Below are 17,663 nucleotides of genomic sequence, written 5' to 3' on the forward strand. Positions count from 1 at the left end.
ACCACCCGCCGCAGACGTTATGTAATAGCCTCCTGGCTTCGTGGTTACGCGCCGTCCCCGACAACGGGGCCGTTAGACTTCGCAGCCTTCACCAGCGACATACTCGCGCTGATCGATCGCTGGTCTCCGGGGCGCCCCGTGGAGTTGATTAGCCACGATTGGGGCGCCCTGATCACATACGATGTCTGCGTCACGGCGCCGGAGCTGGTACATGGGGCCGATGGGCATCTCTTTCGTGTGGCCCGTCCTGGCCGCCCGTGATGCTCCTATGTGGTTCCTGGCCTATGACAGCAAAACGGGCGGGAGTGCCGAGCAGGTCTTCTAATCTCTTGCCCAGCATAGGCTTATGGTTCATCGCGCACGCGCCAGGAATTACTTGAGTTTGGACATTTTTTACGTCTTATCGGCCGGCAAATCGGCCTTCAGCAGCACCAGGGAGCCGGCCAGCAACACCAGATCCTTGATTAAAAAGCTGGTGGCCCCGGCCATGGCGGGAAAACCGCCGGCGGAGGGCTCCCAGGCGCCCGGCGTGGAAAAGATCAGCGTCAGCGTGGTCAGGTAGGTCACCGTCGATCCGATCGCCCCCAGCAAACCCAGACGCCGCGACCAGAACCCCGCCAGCAGCAGCAAGCCGAAGCTCCACTCGGCGACGCCCAGCGCATAGCTGGCGCCACGAATGCCGAAAGCCTGATGCATCCAGCTCAGCAGTGGGCTGTTGCCGATCAGCGGCACCAACCCCTGCGCCTCGTAATCAAACCATTTGGCGTAGCCGAAGGCGGCGAAGATCACCACCAGCGCCGCGCGCATAAAGATAACGTCCCCGTTCGAGCGCCGAAAGCGCCGCAGCCATGTCGTCAGCATCATCCTCTCTCCTTATGTTGCCCGCAGCCGCCGCGGTTTGCCGCTTGCGGCCGCGGGCGCGGCGGCTTACTGCCCCATCGCGTCCTTTTTCATCTCGTCTTTCTTCATGCCGTCTTTAGCCATACCGTCTTTGGCCATGCCCTCTTTTTTCATGCCGTCTTTACCCATTTTGTCTTTCTTCATGCACGCCTTGCCCATGCAATCTTTCTTCATGCCGTCTTTCGCCATGCCGTCGTGCGACATCTGGCTCATGCCGTCCTTTTTCATCGCGTCTTTGCCCATGCCGTCCGCGGCGTTGGCGCCGGCTACGCCCAGCATCAGCGCGCTGCACATCATCATTGCGAATAACTTTTTCATGGTATTTCCTTCCGTCATGTCAAAGGCACCGGAGTGCCGGAGAATGGCCGGCGGCCGCCTCAGCTGCCGCCAAACCAGTTGTAACCCTGGTCTTCCCAGTAACCGCCCGGGAAGCGGTTGGTGACCTCGATCACCTGAATGTGCTTCGGATTCTTGTAGCCCAGCTTGGTCGGCATGCGCAGCTTCATCGGGTAGCCGTACTTGCGCGGCAAGATCTGGCCGTCGTAGGTCAGCGCGATAATCGTCTGCGGATGCAGCGCGGTGGCCATGTCGATACTGGTGTAGTAGTCGTCGACGCATTTGAAGCTGACATAGCGGGCGCTCAGATCCGCGCCGATTACCTTAAGAAAGGTGGCGAACGGCACGCCGCCCCACTTGCCGATGGCGCTCCAACCCTCGACGCAAATATGACGCGTCACCTGGCTGACCTGCGCCATCCGATGCAGCTGCGGCAGGCTCCAGGCACGCTTGTCCTGCACCAGCCCCGCCACCTCCAGCCGAAAGTCGTCGCCGTTGATGTCGGGCGCATCCTCCTCGGCGTAAAAGGCGTTGAACGGGAATGGCCGGGTGATCATCGACTCCGGGTAGACCGGCGCCAAGCGATCGCCGTTGAACAGCCAGCCCTGCACCCGGTCGTTGAGGCGCGAAATGCGGCTCAGCGCCTGCTCGACGTTGGCGTTGCCGCTGAGATCGCAGCCGGTGAGCATGGCGATACCGCCCAGCGTCAGACCGTTGCGCAGAAAGCGACGGCGGGATGACGCGGTCAGCAAACGCTGCGCTTCTTTGACGATCGCCTGCCCTTCAACGATCGTCATGATCTGTTTATCCTTTTCCATCATTCACTCCTTAGCGTCCGCGCAGCATGGCCAGCAGCGTGCGGGGCACCAGCGCCACCATCACCAGGTGAATCGCGACGAAGGCCACCAGCGCCGACATGGCGAAAAAGTGGATATAGCGCGCCGCCTCATAGCCGCCGAGCAGCGTGCGCAGCAGCGGAAACTGCACCGATTTCCACAGCACCAGTCCGGACAGCGCGCTCAGCACGCCGAGGAGCATCACCGACAGATAGGCCACGCGCTGCACCATGTTGTAGTGGCGCAGGTCGGCGTGCTGCAGCCTGCCGCGCAGCGCCGCGCCGACATCGGCGAGAAACTGCTTCGGGCTGAGCGGCCAATATTTGCGTTTGAAGCGCCCGCTGGCGAGGTTCAGCAGCAGGTAACACAGCCCGTTGACGCCAAACAGCCACATGCCGGCGAAGTGCCACTGCAACGCGCCGCCCAGCCAGCCGCCGAGCGTCAGCTCGTTGAAAAAGCTGAAATTGAACAGCGGCGAAGCGTTGTAGATGCGCCAACCGCTGGTCACCATGATCAGCATCGCCAGCGCATTCAGCCAATGCGTTAACCGCAGCCACAGCGGATGTACGGTCTGTCGTTGTTCCGGGGTGAGAGTGAGGCTCATAACGATTCCTGCCAGCTAACGATGCGATGAACCGAGTATTCACCGGATTTGTTCCCCAAGACCTCACGCAAAGTTAAATAAAATGTGATAACTCCGCCGGTGGCGGTTGTGTAGACTTCAGAGAGAATCGGGCTAATCAGCGGTAATGAGAATGGACAAGCCAAAACGAATTTTGATCGTCGAGGACGACGGCGACATCGCCGAGCTGCTGCAGCTGCATCTGCGTGACGAGGGTTACGCCATCAGCCACGCCGCCGACGGCAATCAGGGCATGGCGATGCTGGAACAGGGCGGCTGGGACGCCTTGATCCTCGATCTGATGCTGCCGGGCGTAGACGGATTGGCGATTTGCCGCCGGGCGCGCACCATGACGCGCTACACGCCGATCATCATCACCAGCGCGCGCTCCAGCGAGGTGCACCGCGTGCTGGGGCTGGAGCTGGGCGCCGACGACTATCTGGCCAAACCCTTTTCCATGCTGGAGCTGGTGGCGCGGGTCAAGGCGCTGTTTCGCCGCCAGGAGGCGATGAGCCGCAACCTGCGCATGGACGCCGGCGCGCTCAGCTTCAACGATCTGACCATCGATCCTATCGCCCGCGAAGTGCGCCTGCACCAACAGCCGATCGAGCTGACGCCGCGCGAATTCGACCTGCTGTACTTTTTCGCCCGCCACCCGGGCCAGGTGTTCTCGCGCCTCAGCCTGTTGAATCAGGTCTGGGGCTATCAGCACGAGGGGTATGAGCACACCGTCAACACCCATATCAACCGGCTGCGCATCAAGATCGAGCGCAACCCGGCGGAACCCGAGCGCATCCTCACGGTGTGGGGCATGGGCTATAAATTCGCGGCCGCGCCGCAAGAGTGAGCCATGAAAAACCTTACGTTAGCGCAACGCCTCACGATTATCTTCGCGCTGCTGATCGTCATCGGCTGCGCCTTTTCCGGCTGGATGCAGGTGCGCAGCAATACCCAGTACAGCCAGGCGGTGATCCAGCGCCTGTCCGGCAACCTGGCGCAGCATATCGCCGACAGCAATCCGCTGCTGGGGGTTAACGGGCCGGATCCGCAGGCGGTGCATACCCTGTTCGATCAGCTGATGGCGGTGAACCCCAGCGTTGAGGTTTATCTGCTCGACAAACAGGGCGCAATCATCGGCAACGCCGCGCCGGCCGGGCATCTGAAGCGGCAGCGGGTCGCGCTGGCGCCGCTGCAGGCGCTGCTCGATGGCGCGCAGATGCCGGTGTACGGCGACGATCCGCGCAGCGCGGACGGGCGCAAAGTGTTCAGCGTTGCGCCGCTGAAGATCGACGGCCGGGTCGAGGGCTATCTGTATGTGGTCTTGCTCGGTGAAGAGTACACGGCGCTGGCCAGCAACGCCCAGTTCAACTCGGCGGCCAGGATGGCGCTGTGGACCTCCGGGGTGATGGTGCTGTTCAGCCTGCTGGCCGGCGGTTTCGCGTTCTACTGGGTCACTCGCCCCATCCGGCGCCTGACCCGTCAGGTCAATGCGCTGGACAGCGGCGGCATTGAGGCAGTGCAGGCCTACGCGGCGCTGCCGGCGGTGCCGGCCGGGCGCGACGAAGTCAGCCAGCTTCAGCAGGCCTTCCACCGCATGGCGCAGCGCCTTGCCGAACAATGGCAAACGCTGGCGCAGCAGGATCGGCTGCGGCGTGAGTTCATCGCCAACGTCTCGCACGATCTGCGCACCCCGCTCACCTCGCTGCACGGCTATCTGGAAACGCTGTCGGTCAAGGCCGCCACCCTGAGCGACACCGATCGGCGGCGCTATCTGGAGATCGCGCTGGCGCAGAGCCGCAAGGTGGGCAAGCTGGCGCAGGAGCTGTTCGAGCTGGCGCGGCTGGAATATGGCGTGGTGAAACCGCAGAAAGAGCCCTTCTCCCTCAGCGAACTGCTGCAGGACGTGTTCCAGAAGTTCGAGCTGGCGGCGGAGGCGCGCAACCAGCGGCTGCACGCCGACATCGCCCCCGGCGTGCCGCCGGTGTTCGCCGATCTCAGCATGATTGAGCGGGTGCTGACCAACCTGTTGGACAACGCCATTCGCCATACGCCGCCCGGCGGCGACATCGGCGTGCGGCTGTGGCGGCAGGAAGACCAGGTGATGGTGCAGGTCAGCGACAGCGGCCCCGGCATTCCGCAGACGCTGCGCGCCGATCTGTTCGTGCGGCCGTCTGTCCTGAGCGGCGCCCGACGCCCCGCCGGCGGGCTGGGGTTAATGATCGTGCGGCGCATTCTGCAGCTGCACGACAGCGACATTCAGCTGATCGAACAACCACAAAGCGGCGCCTGCTTCCGCTTTGCCATTCCGCCGCGTTAATCCGGCATATCGGTTATTGCGCTAGCGGGAACCGCAGGCTGAAAATGAGGCTGGCGACAGACGCGCGCTCGATACATTCGGCGCGCACCTCACCGCCGTGCAGCGTCATGATGGCGCGCACGATGGACAGCCCGAGGCCGCTGGCGTGGCTGCCGGCGCTGCGCGCGGGATCGGCGCGGTAGAAACGATCGAACAGCTTTTCCAGATGCGCCGGCGCGATCGGCGGCCCCTGATTGATGACCTGCACCCACCAGGCATCGGCACGCCGTTCAGCCCGCAACACGATCAGGCTGTTTTCATCGGCATAGCGCACCGCGTTGGCCACTAGGTTGCTCAGCGCCCGCTGGAACAACATCGCGTCCGCCTTCAGCTCACCTTCCCCTTCGCAGCTCAGCGCGATGCCGCGTTCTTCCGCCAGCCCTTCGAAGTAATCCGCCACCCGCCGCAGCTCGGCCGCCACATCCAGACGACTGTAGTTCAGCGCGGATTGCGCCTCACCGGCGCGCGCCAGAAACAGGATGTTTTCCACCATGCGCGAAATACGCTCCAGCTCATCCATATTGTTCGACAATAGGGTTTCGTACTCCTCCACGCTGCGGGGTTGATACAGCGCCACCTGACACTGGCCCATCAACGCGCCCACCGGCGTGCGGATCTCATGGGCCAGATCGGCGGAAAACTGCGTCAGCCGCTGATAGCCTTCATTCAACCGATCGAGCATCGCATTGAACGACCGGGTCAATTGCTGCAACTCCTTCGGCGCCCCCTGTTCGCTGAGGCGAGTGGACAATGTATTGGGCGCGATCTCGGACGCCTGCGCCGCCATGCGCCATAGCGGCTTCAATCCCCGGCGCATGACCCCATAGCCCAGCAGCGCAATCAGCAGGAAAGCCACAATGACCGCCGCGACAATACGCCACAGGTAACGCGCCAGCATCTTCTGCTCATTGACCATGACGTGCGCGGCGGAGATCTGCAGCAAACTGCCGTCTTCCAGACGCACCATCGCCGATGCCACGCGCAGCGGCACCCCCTGCGCCGTTTCCCCGCCGCGCACGGCGGCCAGCGTCTGCGCCTGTTCGGGCTGCGTCGGCGCGATCGGCGGCAGGGCCACCCTGGCCGGATTCACATTGATGAGCGGTTTTTGCCCCGGAATTTGGAAAATCAACACGTCCTGTTCATTGCCCAGCATATTTTCGAACAGGCCGTTATTGGCGGTCAGGCGCGCCAAAGGAAAGCGCTGCCCCAGTAAATGGCGGAAATACTCTACGCGCCCAGTCACCTGCAGATCGCTGCGGAGCGTCATTTCCTGGCGCATCGCGCCGAACAGATACCAGCCCGCCCCGCTCACCACGCAGGCGGCCACCAGCGCGAACAGCATGGCGGTACGCAGCGTCAGCGACACCGGCCGACGTGAAGCTCGGGCGTTCACGAGCGCGGCTCGCAAACATAGCCGATGCCGCGCACGCTGTGGATCAGCTTGACATCGAACGGCCGGTCGATTTTGGCGCGCAGGCGTTTGATGGCCACGTCAACCACATTGGTGTCGCTGTCGAAATTCATGTCCCACACCTGAGAGGCGATCTGCGTACGCGACAGCACTTCGCCTTCGCGCCGCACCAGCAGATGCAGCAGCATGAATTCTTTATTGGTCAACGGGATCACCTGATCCTGGCGCACCGCCCGGCGGCGCAATACGTCCAATTGCAGATCGGCGATGGCGTAATGATCGGCTTCGCGCGCCGGCCCGCGGCGCAGCAAGGTGCGCAAACGCAGCACCAGCTCGGTAAAGGAAAATGGTTTGATAAGATAGTCGTCCGCGCCCAGCTCCAGACCGTGGATGCGATCCTGCACGCCATCGCGGGCGGTGAGAAACAGGATCGGCACGTCGCTTTTCTTGCGCAATACCTCGATGATCTGCCAGCCATCCAGCCCCGGCAGCATGACATCGAGCACGATCGCATCGTAGTCCTGCTCCAACGCGCGAAACAGCCCATCGGTGCCGTTGCGCGCCAAATCGACGCCATAGCCCGCTTCCCCCAGCCCTTTCTTCAGGTAATCCCCTGTGCCGATATCGTCTTCAACTACCAGTATTCGCATGCTCGCCACCTCGTTACGTCTGCAAAAATACTAGCAGCTTCGGCGGACAAACTTGATGACATTAATGTCATCAAACGGCCATGGCGCTGACCCAGTAGGTCAACCATGCTTAACCGGCAAACTCATTTCAGGAGAACGTTATGATTACCCGTCATCGTATAGCCGGTTTACTGTTGTCCACGTTACTGCTTTCCAGCGGATTGGCCGCCGCCCAACCGCCGGGCAAGGTGATTGCACCGCTGCGCGGCACCATCACGCAGGTTGCCGACGGCAATCTGCAGCTGACCGACCGCAAGGGCGAGACACTCAGCGTCAAGCTGAACGAGCAAACTAAAGTGCTCAGCGTTTCCAAAGCCACGCTGGACGATATCAAACCGGACAGCTTTATCGGCACCGCCGCCGTGCCGCAGCCGGACGGCACGCTCAAAGCATTGGAAGTGCACGTGTTCGCCGCCAGCCTGCGCGGCACCGGCGAAGGGCATTCGGCCTGGGAATCCGCCGACGGCAAAGTGGATACCATGACCAACGGCACCGTCGGCAAACTGGTGAAATCCAACGGCCGCACCCTGACCGTCACCTATGGCAACCAGCAGAAAACCGTCGTCGTGCCGGAAGACGTGCCGATCGTAACGCTGGATCCGGGCGATCTGAGCCTGCTGAAACCGGGCGTGCACATCGTGCTGTTCTCCGCCGCCGACGATAAGGGCCAGCGCGTCGCCACGCGTATTTCCGCCGGCAAAGACGGCACCGTGCCGCCGATGTAACCGGAGGAATGCCATGAAGACCAACGCGTCGCCGCCGGTGCATCGCTGGCCGGTTCGAATCGCTCATTGGATCAACCTGTTCGCCATGGTGTGCATGTTCATGAGCGGTTGGGAAATCTACAACGCCTCGCCGCTGTTCGATTTCCGCTTTCCGCCGCAGATGACGCTCGGCGGTTGGCTGGGCGGCGCGATTGGTTGGCATTTGGCGGTGATGTGGCTATTGGCGCTCAACGCCGTCTGCTATCTGCTGTGGAGCCTGTTCAGCGGCCATTTTCGCCGCGATCTGTTGCCGCTTCGCGCCGACGCGCTGCGGCAGGATATCTGGCTGGCGATGACGCTGCGCCTGCGCCACCGGCATGGCCGCTACAACGCCATTCAGAAACTGATGTACCTCGGCGTACTGGCGCTGGGGCTATTACTGGTGCTGTCTGGCCTGGCGATTTGGAAACCGGTTCAGCTGCAAGGATTGGTCGCGCTGTTTGGCGGCTTCGACTTCGCGCGCTACGTGCATTTCTTCGCCATGGCCGGCATCGGCCTGTTTGTGGCGATCCACGTCTTTATGGTGGCTGTCGTGCCTAAAACCCTGTGGGCGATGATAACGGGTGGCAAACATGAATGAGAAAAAACAGCGAGCAACCGCGCCGACGCTGGAACCGGACCAAAAAAAGCAGCTGGTCAATCTGCAACGCCGGCTGATGTTGCGCTCCGGGCTGACGCTGGGCGGCATCGCCATGCTGACCGGGTGTAATCTGCAAGACGGCGATCGGGTGGATAAGGTGCTGTGGGCTATGTCGCGCTGGAACGACCGGGTGCAGGCCTGGCTGTTCAGCGGCCAGCGGTTGGCGCAAACTTACCGGCCGGACCAAATCACCCACCCTTTCCCCTTTAACGCATTTTACCCGGAATACAACGTCCCCGAGATCGATCTCGCCGGCTACCGGCTTGAGGTCGCGGGGAAAGTGGAGAAAAAAGCGCCCTGGACGCTGGAACAGCTGCAGCGGCTGCCACAGCAAAGCCAGATCACGCGCCTGATCTGCATTGAGGGCTGGAGCGCCATTGGCCAATGGGGCGGCGTGCCGCTGCGCACCTTTCTGCAGCACGTCGGCGCGGATCTGAATGCCGGTTACGTCGGCTTCAAATGCGCCGACCGTTACTACGCCAGCCTCGACATGGCCACCGCGCTGCATCCGCAGACCATCCTGGCGTTGGATTTCGGCGGCAAGGCGCTGCCGGCGGACTACGGCTACCCGCTGCGGCTGCGCGTGCCGACCAAGCTGGGGTTCAAAAACGCCAAACATATCGCCGCGATCTTCGTCAGCGACGTCAATCCGGGCGGCTATTGGGAGGATCAGGGCTACAACTGGTTCAGCGGCATTTAGTTTTGCGCGGTGCTGCGCACAACCCTCATCGGCGGCTGGAGGATCGTCTCCGCCGCGGTTAATAATCTGTTCGTCACAAAGGGGATAACTATAGGAAAAATAATAGTAAAAAGGATTTTATCATGGAGATTGATGTGAGGGAGTCACACACTGGAATAGCAGACACATACAGATATCAGATTGCCGTCAGAAAAGGTGATGGTAAATCGGCCATCTATCATTTGGATTTCAAGAGAATTGGGCAAAACATGCACCATTGGTTTGCCCCTGTGTATGTGGACACTGCTCTCCTCAATAATGCTTTCTCTCTGGAGTTTTATGATGTTAAGGCGTTGAGCGACGTAAGCAGGCATCGGCGCTCAGCTTTCGATACCTATACCGCAATGCATTATACCCTTCTCCAACGCGAACGCTTATTCGTTGTTGGCATCGGGGAAACTCTTCTCAAGTTTGCCTATCAGTATCATGCCAGGATCATCTTAAGTGCACCGTTAAGGCCAGCATTAGCTAAAATTTATGATTTTTTGTTGAAAAAATACGCGCACAAAGGGCATTATTTATACAAAATAGAGTTTATAAAGGACGGCCTCTATGTCATCGAAATCCCACGTAGCCCCCATAGCATCCCATACTTACCAACAGCACGTTAAGGAACAGCGCCTGAAAGAGATGCAAGCCTTCCACGAAGAGTGGTGGGAACAAAGGCGCCGCGAATGGCGTGAATGCGGCGGCGTTGAAACCAGTGAACCGCCCGCACATAGCATCGATACCGAACTTTCATCCTGATTCCGGTTCGTTCTTATTCTTATTCTTCTTCTTCCGCCGTCAGCAATGCAATCCCCGCTTGCTCAATGGCCTCCCGCGCGGCGGCGGGCAACCCCTCATCGGTAATGACGGCGTCAAAGGCGGCGATCGGCAGCGCCAGATAGGTGGCGACTTTGCCGTATTTGGACGTATCGCTGAGCAAAATGCGGCGGCGGCTGGCCTCGACGATGGCCTTCTTCACCATCACCTTATCTTCGTTCGGCGTCGACAGGCCGCGCATGCTCCACGAAGAGGCGGAGATGAACGCCAGATCGATAAACAGACCGCGCAGCGCCTGCGCCGCCGCCTCACCGACGCAGGAACGGTTTTCCCGGCACACGGTGCCGCCGGTGTGGATGATTCGGCACTGGCTATGCTCTATCAGGAACCCGGCGATGACAAAGTCGTTGGTCACCACCGTCAAATCGTCACGTTCTCCGATCTGTTTCGCCAGCGCCAGCGTGGTGGTGCCGGCATCCAGATAGATACAGCTATTGGCGGGAATTTGCCGCGCCGCCAGCCGGCCGATGGCGATTTTCTGCCGGCCGAACATCCCCTCTTTGGTCTGGTGAGAAGGTTCGCTCGCCACCCGTTCCGGCGCCTGCACGCCGCCCGAGACCGACTGTACCGCCCCCTGCTCTTCCAGCTTTTGCACGTCACGGCGGATCGTCATATGCGACACCCCCAGCCGTTCGGTCAGCTCGGCGATACTGACGACGCCGCGTTCGGATACCAGCGCAAGAATTTGTTGATGGCGTTCTACAGGTATCACGGTTCCCTCTCGTTGCTGCGGTGATAATAATTGTGATTTTACGTCAATTTTCGTTCGCCGATAGCCCTTATTTCTCGCAGCGTGACGGCGAGCGCAGTTAGGCCAGCCAAACATAAACTTATTTAAAAACATAATTGTAATGTTGATTTAGGCCAGAAATCGCACGAAAAGTCCGTTTCACGCATTGTTAATTATTGTGATAACGATCGCGGATAATCGACCGACAAGCGCTTACATTTAACACAACAAAACAAATTATCACTAAAATTAACAGGAGTGCAGTATGACACACCCAGGGAATTATGCCGTTTGCGTCATCGGGCTGGGGGCGATGGGCATGGGCGCCGCGCGTTCATGCCTCCGCGCCGGATTGACCACCTACGGCGCCGATCTCAATCCGCAGGCGCTGGCGGCGCTGCAACAGGCCGGCGCGAAACAAACGGCCCCCAGCGCGCGCGACTTCGCCGCCGAGCTGGACGCCGTGTTGCTGCTGGTGGTAAACGCCGCGCAGGTGAAGCAAATCCTGTTCGGCGAGCAAGGCCTGGCGCCGCAGCTCAAGCCGGGCACGGCGGTGATGGTGTCTTCGACCATTTCCGCCGATGACGCCAAACAGATCGAGCAACGGCTGCTGGACTACGGCCTGGCGATGCTGGACGCGCCGGTTTCCGGCGGGGCGGCCAAGGCGGAAGAAGGCCAGATGACGGTGATGGCCGCTGGCGCCGACGCCACCTTCGCGCGCCTGCAACCCGTGCTGGACGCCATCGCCGGCAAGGTTTACCGCATCGGCGAAACCATCGGCCTGGGCGCGACGGTAAAAATCATCCACCAGCTGTTGGCCGGGGTGCACATCGCCGCCGGGGCGGAAGCCATGGCGCTGGCCGCCCGCGCCAACATCCCGCTGGACGTCATGTATGACGTCGTCACCCATGCCGCCGGCAACTCCTGGATGTTCGAAAATCGCATGCGTCACGTGGTCGACGGCGACTATACGCCCAAATCGGCGGTGGATATCTTCGTCAAGGATCTGGGGCTGGTGGCGGATACCGCCAAGGCGCTGCATTTCCCGCTGCCGCTGGCCTCCACCGCCTTCACCATGTTTACCGCCGCCAGCAACGCCGGCTACGGTAAAGAAGATGACAGCGCGGTGATCAAAATCTTTGCCGGCATCGATCTGCCGCAGAAAAAGGAGACGCTCTGATGCAGCTTGGAGTAATCGCGGATGATTTTACCGGCGCGACCGACATCGCCAGTTTTCTGGTGCAAAACGGCCTGCCGACGGTGCAGTTGAACGGCGTGCCGCAGGACGAAACGCCGGTCGACGCTCAGGCGGTCGTCATCAGCCTGAAATCGCGCTCCTGCCCGGCAGAGCAGGCGATCGAACAGGCATTGCAAGCGCTGGCCTGGCTGCAAAAACAGGGCTGCCGCCAGTTCTACTTCAAATACTGCTCCACCTTCGACAGCACCGCACAGGGCAATATCGGCCCGGTGACCGATGCCCTGCTCGCCGCGCTGGGGGAAAATTTCACGGTTGTTTCCCCGGCGCTGCCGGTAAACGGCCGCACGGTCTATCAGGGCTACCTGTTCGTCGGGGAACAGCTGCTGTCTGAGTCCGGCATGCGTCATCACCCGGTCACGCCGATGACCGACAGCAACCTGCTTCGCCTGATGGAATCCCAGGCCGCCGGACGCTGTGGGCTGGTGACGGCGGCGGAAATGGATCGCGGCGCCGAGGCGGTCAGCGAGAAGCTGCAGCAATTGGCGCAGGAAGGCGTGCGCTACGCGGTGCTGGACACGCTCAACGAACGGCATCTGCTTACCCAGGGCGAAGCGTTGAAAACGATGAAGCTGGTGACCGGCGGTTCGGGCCTGGCGATCGGTTTGGCGCGGCAATGGGCGCAGAACGGCGAACGTTCGGCAGAGGCGGCCGGCGCGCCGCAGGGGGAAAAGGCGGCGGTGCTGTCTGGCTCCTGCTCCGTCATGACTAACCGGCAGGTGGCGCACTATCGCGAACGCGCGGCGGCGCAGGCCATCGATATCAACCGTTGCTTCGATCCCCAGACGCGCGCCGCCTACGCCGTCGAGTTGGCGCACTGGGCGCAGCGCCATGCCGGAGAAACGCTTGCCCCGCTGATCTACGCCACTGCATCGCCGGAGTCGCTGCAGCAAACGCAACAACGGCATGGCGCCGCCGCCAGCGAGGCGGTGGAAGCCTTGTTCGCCGAGCTGGTGGTGCAACTGCGCCAGTTGGGATTCAGCCGCTTTATCGTCGCCGGCGGCGAAACCTCCGGCGTGGTCACGCAGGCGCTGGGTATTCGCGGCTTCCATATCGGCCCCAGCATTTCCCCCGGCGTTCCCTGGGTGCGCGCCAGCGATCGGGCGATTTCCCTGGCGCTGAAATCGGGTAATTTTGGCGATGAAGCCTTCTTCGCGCGCGCGCAAACGGAGTTCCCGGTATGAGCATGACGATTGAACAGCAGGCGCGTGAAGAGATGGTGCGCCTGGGCGCCTCGTTTTTCCAACGCGGCTACGCCACCGGCTCCGCCGGCAACCTCTCGCTGTTGCTGCCGGACGGCGCGCTGCTGGCGACGCCGACCGGCTCCTGTCTCGGCGAGCTGCAGGCCGATCGCCTGTCTAAAGTGAGCCTGAACGGCGACTGGCTCTCCGGCGACAAACCGTCGAAAGAGATCAGCTTTCATCGGGCGCTCTATCTGAACAACCCCGAATGCAAAGCGGTCGTGCACTTGCATTGCACCTACCTCACGGCGCTCTCTTGCCTGCAGGGGCTGGACGCCGACAACGCCATCAAACCGTTCACCCCCTATGTGGTGATGCGCGTCGGCAAGGTGCCGGTGGTGCCTTACTACCGGCCCGGCGACGAAAGGCTGGCGCAGGATCTGGCCCGCCTGGCGCCGACCCACCGCGCCTTTTTGCTGGCTAACCACGGGCCGGTGGTGACGGGTAAAGACCTGCGAGCGGCGGCGGACAATACCGAAGAGATGGAAGATGCGGCGCGGCTGATCTTCACCCTCGGCGATCGTCCGATCCGCTATTTGACCGCTGATGAAATTGCCGAATTACGGAGCTGAACCATGCCTAAATTTGCCGCCAATTTGTCGATGATGTTTACCGAGGTGCCGTTCCTCGATCGCTTTGCCGTCGCTGCCGCACAGGGCTTCAGCGCGGTGGAATTCCTGTTCCCTTACGAGCATCCCGCCGATCTGTTGGCCGAGAAACTGCGCGAACACGGCCTGCAACAGGTGCTGTTCAACACCGCGCCCGGCGATGCCGCCGCCGGCGAATGGGGGCTGGCGGCGCTGCCGGGCCGCGAGCGGGATGCGCGCGCCGATATCGATCGCGCGCTGACCTACGCCATCGCCCTTTCCTGCCCCTGCGTGCACCTGATGGCCGGCGTGGTGCCCGCGGGCGCGGATCGGCGGCGTTATCTCGACACCTTTATCGCCAATGCGCGTTATGCCGCCGACGCTTTTGCGCCGCATGGCGTCAAGGTGCTGATCGAGGCGCTCAGCCCGCCGGTCAAACCCGACTACCTGTTCGCCAGTCAGCATCAGGCGGCGGAAGCGGTGGCGGCGATCGAAAGACCGAACGTGTTCATCCAGCTCGATTTTTTCCACGCGCAGTTGGTGGACGGCAATATCAGCGGGCTGCTGGAGACGCTGGCCGGGCGCTACGCGCATATCCAGATAGCCTCGGTGCCGGATCGTCATGAGCCCGACGAGGGCGAACTGAATTACCCGTGGCTGTTCGACAGGCTGGATGCGCTCGGCTATCAGGGCTGGATCGGTTGCGAATACCGCCCGCGCGGCGACACCGCCGCCGGGCTCGGCTGGCTGAAGCCTTACCGCTAAAGCCGCACGCCGACACCAGGAAATCGATTTTATAACAATGAAACGCACCCGTATCGCCACGCGGCGATCGCGGTGCCCAACGCTTACCCAACGAAAGGCTTTTTTCATGTCTACCTCTCTGCTGTTGCTGATTGCCGTACTCGGCGTGGTGCTGCTGTTATTGATGGTGATTAAGGCGAAGGTGCAGCCCTTTGTCGCGCTGTTGGTGGTCAGTTTGCTGGTGGCGCTGGCCAGCGGCATTCCGACCGGCGAAGTGATGAAAGTGATGACCGCCGGAATGGGCGGCGTGCTCGGCTCGGTGACCATCATCATCGGTCTGGGGGCGATGCTCGGCCGCATGATCGAACAATCGGGCGGCGCCGAGTCGCTGGCGCAGCGTTTCAGCCAGGGTCTGGGGCCGAAACATACCGTCGCGGCGCTGACCCTCGCCGCGTTTATTCTCGGCATTCCGGTGTTCTTCGACGTCGGCTTTATCATTCTGGCGCCGATTATCTATGGCTTCGCCAAGGTCGCCAAAGTGTCGCCGCTCAAGTTCGGCCTGCCGATGGCCGGCGTGATGTTGACGGTACACGTCGCGCTGCCGCCGCACCCCGGCCCGGTCGCCGCCGCCGGCTTGCTCAACGCCGACATCGGCTGGCTAACCATTATCGGCCTCGCGATCTGTATTCCGGTCGGCGTTATCGGCTATTTCGCCGCCAACTACCTCAACCGCAAAACCTATCCGTTATCGATAGAGGTGCTGGAACAGCTGCAGCTGGCGGCGCCGGAGCCGCGTCCGGAAGATCACGCGCCGCTCAGCGATCGCATCAACCCGCCCGGCGCCGGCCTGGTGGCGGCACTGATCGTCATCCCGATCGCCATCATCATGCTCGGCACCGTCTCCGCCACCCTCCTGCCGGCCGGCTCGGCGCTGCGCGATGCGCTGTCGCTGCTAGGGTCGCCGGCGGTGGCGCTGATGATCGCCCTGCTGCTGGCCTTCTATTTCCTGGCGCTGCGCCGCGGCTGGAGCCTGCAACACGCCGGCGACGTGATGGGGGCCGCGCTGCCGACCGCCGCAGTGGTGATCCTGGTAACCGGCGCGGGCGGCGTGTTCGGCAAGGTGCTGGTGGAGTCCGGCGTCGGCAAGGCGCTGGCGGAAGTGCTGACGGCCATCGGCCTGCCGCTGGTGCCCGCCGCCTTTATCATTTCGCTGGCGCTGCGCGCCTCGCAGGGTTCCGCCACCGTGGCGATCCTGACCACCGGCGGTCTGTTGTCGGAAGCGGTCAGCGGCTTGAATCAGCTGCAGCTGGTGCTGGTAACGCTGGCGACCTGTTTCGGCGGGCTCGGGCTTTCGCACGTCAACGACTCCGGTTTTTGGATCGTCACGCGCTATCTGGGGCTGTCGGTGGCCGATGGCCTGAAGACCTGGACGGTGTTGACCACCCTGCTCGGCCTGAGCGGCTTCCTGTTCACCTGGCTGTTGTGGCTGGCGGCGTGATTTCTCTGGCATACTGAACGCCGTTGTTTTTCATCGCCTTTCATCCTGTGCAGGAGCAGCAACATGACCGTAATCAACACCGCGCCAACGCTTATCACCGAACGCCTGCGGCTGGACGCGCACACGCTGGACGACTTCGACTCGCTGGCCGCGCTGTGGGCCGACCCGCTGGTGGTGCGCTATATCGGCGGCACCCCGCGCGACCGGGAAGACTCCTGGGGGCGCCTGATGCGCTACGTTGGCCACTGGGCGCTGTTGGGATACGGGTATTGGGCGGTGCGTGACAAGCAGAGCGGCGAGTACCTCGGCAGCATCGGCTTCTCTAACTTCCTGCGCGACATCACCCCGGCGCTCGATGCGCCGGAGATGGGCTGGACGCTGGTGAGTTCGGCGCACGGCAAAGGCTATGCCACCGAGGCGCTGCGGGCGGCGCTGGCCTGGGGGAAAACGCACCTGCCGGGGGAAAAAACCGTCTGCATCATCTCGCCTGAAAACCAGGCTTCGCTGGCGTTGGCGAAAAAGGTCGGCTTCAGCGAAAGCCACCGCAGCGAGTACCATCAAAACCCGATCGTGGTGATGCACTGCCCGCTTTGAATGCCTAAGCGCGTTGCACCGCCAACGCCGTCTGAATGAAGTTATCCCGCAGCGCGTCGGTGCGCTGCGGATCCCAGGCGATACCGACCTGCCACTCCGTCTCCTCGCCGCTCAGCGATAAAATGTCGATGCCGGCCGGCGCGATATGCGTGATGCTGTGCGGCAGCAGCGCGACGCCGACGCCGGCGGCGACCAACGCCAACAGCGTCTGGATATCACCGGCCTGCTGCACCACGTTCGGCGTCAACCGGTGAGCGGCGATAAACCGCAGCGACTGATCGCTCAGCCCGCGCCCGCGTTTAGGGGTCAATTGCAACAGCGGCAGCTGATTGAAACGCGCCATCAGATCGTCGGCGCGCAGCGCCAGCGCACCCGGCGCAGCCAGCACCAACCGATCGCTCAACAACGCGACGCCGCACAGCGGCGTATTGACCGGCAAGCGCACGAACCCCGCCTGCAACTCTCCCTGCAGCAACAGCTGATACTGCCGCTCCGACGGCAGATCTTCGAGGCCAATCGCCACCTCGGGAAACCGTTGGCGAAAGGCGGCCACCAGCTGCGGCGCCAGATGAAAACTGGACAGGCCAAACCCCAGCGCCAGCCGCCCCGCTTCCCCGAGCGCCACCCGCCGCGCGCGCCGCTGGAACTGCTGATACTGCTCCACCAGCGCCTGCGCCTCCGGGTAAAGCCGCCGCCCGCCGGCAGTGAGCACCGCCCCTTGTCGGCCACGCTCGAACAGCCGAACGTCAAGCTGGGCTTCCAGCGCCTGAATTTGCTTGCTCAGCGCCGGTTGGCTGATACACAGCAGGCTCGCCGCCTGCCGATAATTGCCCTGCTCCGCCAACGCCACCAGGGCGCGCAGTTGTTTTATATCCATTCCATTAGGTTATCAAATA

Annotated in this window: 20 protein-coding genes; 12 read left to right on the top strand and 8 right to left on the bottom strand. The window is 62.1% G+C overall.

Features of this window, described 5'->3' with window-relative positions:
• Window positions 1-393: 393 nt before the first annotated feature.
• The 4 genes from ACSBQV_RS07755 to ACSBQV_RS07770 form a co-directional block, all read right to left on the bottom strand.
• Window positions 394-861 (bottom strand): YkgB family protein, encoded by a 468-nt coding sequence (locus tag ACSBQV_RS07755; RefSeq protein ID WP_232099990.1) that lies wholly within the window; start codon window positions 859-861, stop codon window positions 394-396.
• Window positions 862-927: 66 nt separating this feature from the next.
• Window positions 928-1,218, bottom strand: a complete 291-nt coding sequence (locus tag ACSBQV_RS07760) for a pentapeptide MXKDX repeat protein (protein WP_099784330.1) — start codon at window positions 1,216-1,218, stop codon at window positions 928-930.
• Between the two features lie 59 nt (window positions 1,219-1,277).
• Window positions 1,278-2,054 carry a molybdopterin-dependent oxidoreductase gene (locus tag ACSBQV_RS07765; protein WP_099784328.1) on the bottom strand — a complete coding sequence of 259 codons (777 nt, stop codon included), beginning with the start codon at window positions 2,052-2,054 and terminating at the stop codon, window positions 1,278-1,280.
• A 10-nt stretch (window positions 2,055-2,064) separates the two neighbouring features.
• A complete protein-coding gene (locus tag ACSBQV_RS07770; RefSeq protein ID WP_033650571.1) occupies window positions 2,065-2,676 on the bottom strand; it encodes a cytochrome b/b6 domain-containing protein in 612 nt (203 codons plus the stop codon).
• A gap of 151 nt (window positions 2,677-2,827) precedes the next feature.
• Between ACSBQV_RS07770 and ACSBQV_RS07775 the strand changes: the two genes are divergently transcribed.
• Window positions 2,828-3,541 (top strand): response regulator transcription factor, encoded by a 714-nt coding sequence (locus tag ACSBQV_RS07775; RefSeq protein ID WP_099784326.1) that lies wholly within the window; start codon window positions 2,828-2,830, stop codon window positions 3,539-3,541.
• A gap of 3 nt (window positions 3,542-3,544) precedes the next feature.
• Entirely contained in the window at window positions 3,545-5,011 is a 1,467-nt protein-coding gene (locus ACSBQV_RS07780) for a sensor histidine kinase (protein WP_099784324.1), read from the top strand.
• A gap of 13 nt (window positions 5,012-5,024) precedes the next feature.
• On the opposite strand, the gene ACSBQV_RS07785 is transcribed toward ACSBQV_RS07780, so the two are convergent.
• The gene (locus ACSBQV_RS07785) at window positions 5,025-6,443 is read right to left on the bottom strand and encodes a heavy metal sensor histidine kinase (RefSeq protein WP_099784322.1); all 1,419 of its coding nucleotides are present in this window, start codon (window positions 6,441-6,443) and stop codon (window positions 5,025-5,027) included.
• Complete coding sequence (locus ACSBQV_RS07790) at window positions 6,440-7,111, bottom strand: heavy metal response regulator transcription factor (protein WP_033650568.1); 672 nt, start codon at window positions 7,109-7,111, stop codon at window positions 6,440-6,442. Before ACSBQV_RS07790 ends, ACSBQV_RS07785 begins: the two co-directional genes overlap by 4 nt.
• A gap of 140 nt (window positions 7,112-7,251) precedes the next feature.
• Between ACSBQV_RS07790 and ACSBQV_RS07795 the strand changes: the two genes are divergently transcribed.
• The 4 genes from ACSBQV_RS07795 to ACSBQV_RS07810 all read left to right on the top strand — a co-directional run bounded on the left by ACSBQV_RS07795 (window position 7,252) and on the right by ACSBQV_RS07810 (window position 9,904).
• Window positions 7,252-7,875, top strand: a complete 624-nt coding sequence (locus ACSBQV_RS07795) for a hypothetical protein (protein WP_099784320.1) — start codon at window positions 7,252-7,254, stop codon at window positions 7,873-7,875.
• Between the two features lie 13 nt (window positions 7,876-7,888).
• The gene (locus ACSBQV_RS07800; protein WP_099784318.1) at window positions 7,889-8,494 is read left to right on the top strand and encodes a cytochrome b/b6 domain-containing protein; all 606 of its coding nucleotides are present in this window, start codon (window positions 7,889-7,891) and stop codon (window positions 8,492-8,494) included.
• Window positions 8,487-9,254: a molybdopterin-dependent oxidoreductase gene (locus ACSBQV_RS07805; protein WP_033650565.1), complete on the top strand. Its 768-nt coding sequence runs from the start codon at window positions 8,487-8,489 to the stop codon at window positions 9,252-9,254. Before ACSBQV_RS07800 ends, ACSBQV_RS07805 begins: the two co-directional genes overlap by 8 nt.
• Window positions 9,255-9,376: 122 nt before the next feature.
• A complete protein-coding gene (locus ACSBQV_RS07810; RefSeq protein WP_099784316.1) occupies window positions 9,377-9,904 on the top strand; it encodes a hypothetical protein in 528 nt (175 codons plus the stop codon).
• 155 nt (window positions 9,905-10,059) lie between these two features.
• Here the strand turns inward: ACSBQV_RS07810 and ygbI are convergent, their stop codons facing one another.
• Window positions 10,060-10,830, bottom strand: a complete 771-nt coding sequence (ygbI, locus tag ACSBQV_RS07815; RefSeq protein WP_099784314.1) for a DNA-binding transcriptional repressor YgbI — start codon at window positions 10,828-10,830, stop codon at window positions 10,060-10,062.
• A gap of 283 nt (window positions 10,831-11,113) precedes the next feature.
• On the opposite strand from ygbI, the gene ltnD reads away from it, so the two are divergent.
• The 6 genes from ltnD to ACSBQV_RS07845 all read left to right on the top strand — a co-directional run bounded on the left by ltnD (window position 11,114) and on the right by ACSBQV_RS07845 (window position 16,767).
• Window positions 11,114-12,028, top strand: coding sequence for an L-threonate dehydrogenase (ltnD, locus tag ACSBQV_RS07820; RefSeq protein ID WP_033642399.1), 915 nt, complete (start codon window positions 11,114-11,116; stop codon window positions 12,026-12,028).
• Window positions 12,028-13,287: a 3-oxo-tetronate kinase gene (otnK, locus tag ACSBQV_RS07825; RefSeq protein ID WP_099784310.1), complete on the top strand. Its 1,260-nt coding sequence runs from the start codon at window positions 12,028-12,030 to the stop codon at window positions 13,285-13,287. Before ltnD ends, otnK begins: the two co-directional genes overlap by 1 nt.
• Window positions 13,284-13,916, top strand: coding sequence for a 3-oxo-tetronate 4-phosphate decarboxylase (otnC, locus tag ACSBQV_RS07830; protein ID WP_089191378.1), 633 nt, complete (start codon window positions 13,284-13,286; stop codon window positions 13,914-13,916). The genes otnK and otnC overlap by 4 nt, the downstream gene beginning before the upstream one ends.
• A 3-nt stretch (window positions 13,917-13,919) precedes the next feature.
• Complete coding sequence (otnI, locus tag ACSBQV_RS07835) at window positions 13,920-14,696, top strand: 2-oxo-tetronate isomerase (protein ID WP_099784308.1); 777 nt, start codon at window positions 13,920-13,922, stop codon at window positions 14,694-14,696.
• A gap of 106 nt (window positions 14,697-14,802) precedes the next feature.
• Window positions 14,803-16,173, top strand: a complete 1,371-nt coding sequence (locus tag ACSBQV_RS07840) for a GntP family transporter (RefSeq protein ID WP_033642396.1) — start codon at window positions 14,803-14,805, stop codon at window positions 16,171-16,173.
• Window positions 16,174-16,236: 63 nt separating this feature from the next.
• Window positions 16,237-16,767, top strand: coding sequence for a GNAT family N-acetyltransferase (locus tag ACSBQV_RS07845; RefSeq protein WP_033650561.1), 531 nt, complete (start codon window positions 16,237-16,239; stop codon window positions 16,765-16,767).
• A 4-nt stretch (window positions 16,768-16,771) separates the two neighbouring features.
• On the opposite strand, the gene ACSBQV_RS07850 is transcribed toward ACSBQV_RS07845, so the two are convergent.
• A complete protein-coding gene (locus ACSBQV_RS07850) occupies window positions 16,772-17,644 on the bottom strand; it encodes a LysR family transcriptional regulator (protein ID WP_099784306.1) in 873 nt (290 codons plus the stop codon).
• Window positions 17,645-17,663: the final 19 nt, after the last annotated feature.

Source organism: Serratia sp. B501, from assembly GCF_051172315.1.
Taxonomy (GTDB): Bacteria; Pseudomonadota; Gammaproteobacteria; order Enterobacterales; family Enterobacteriaceae; genus Serratia; species Serratia ureilytica.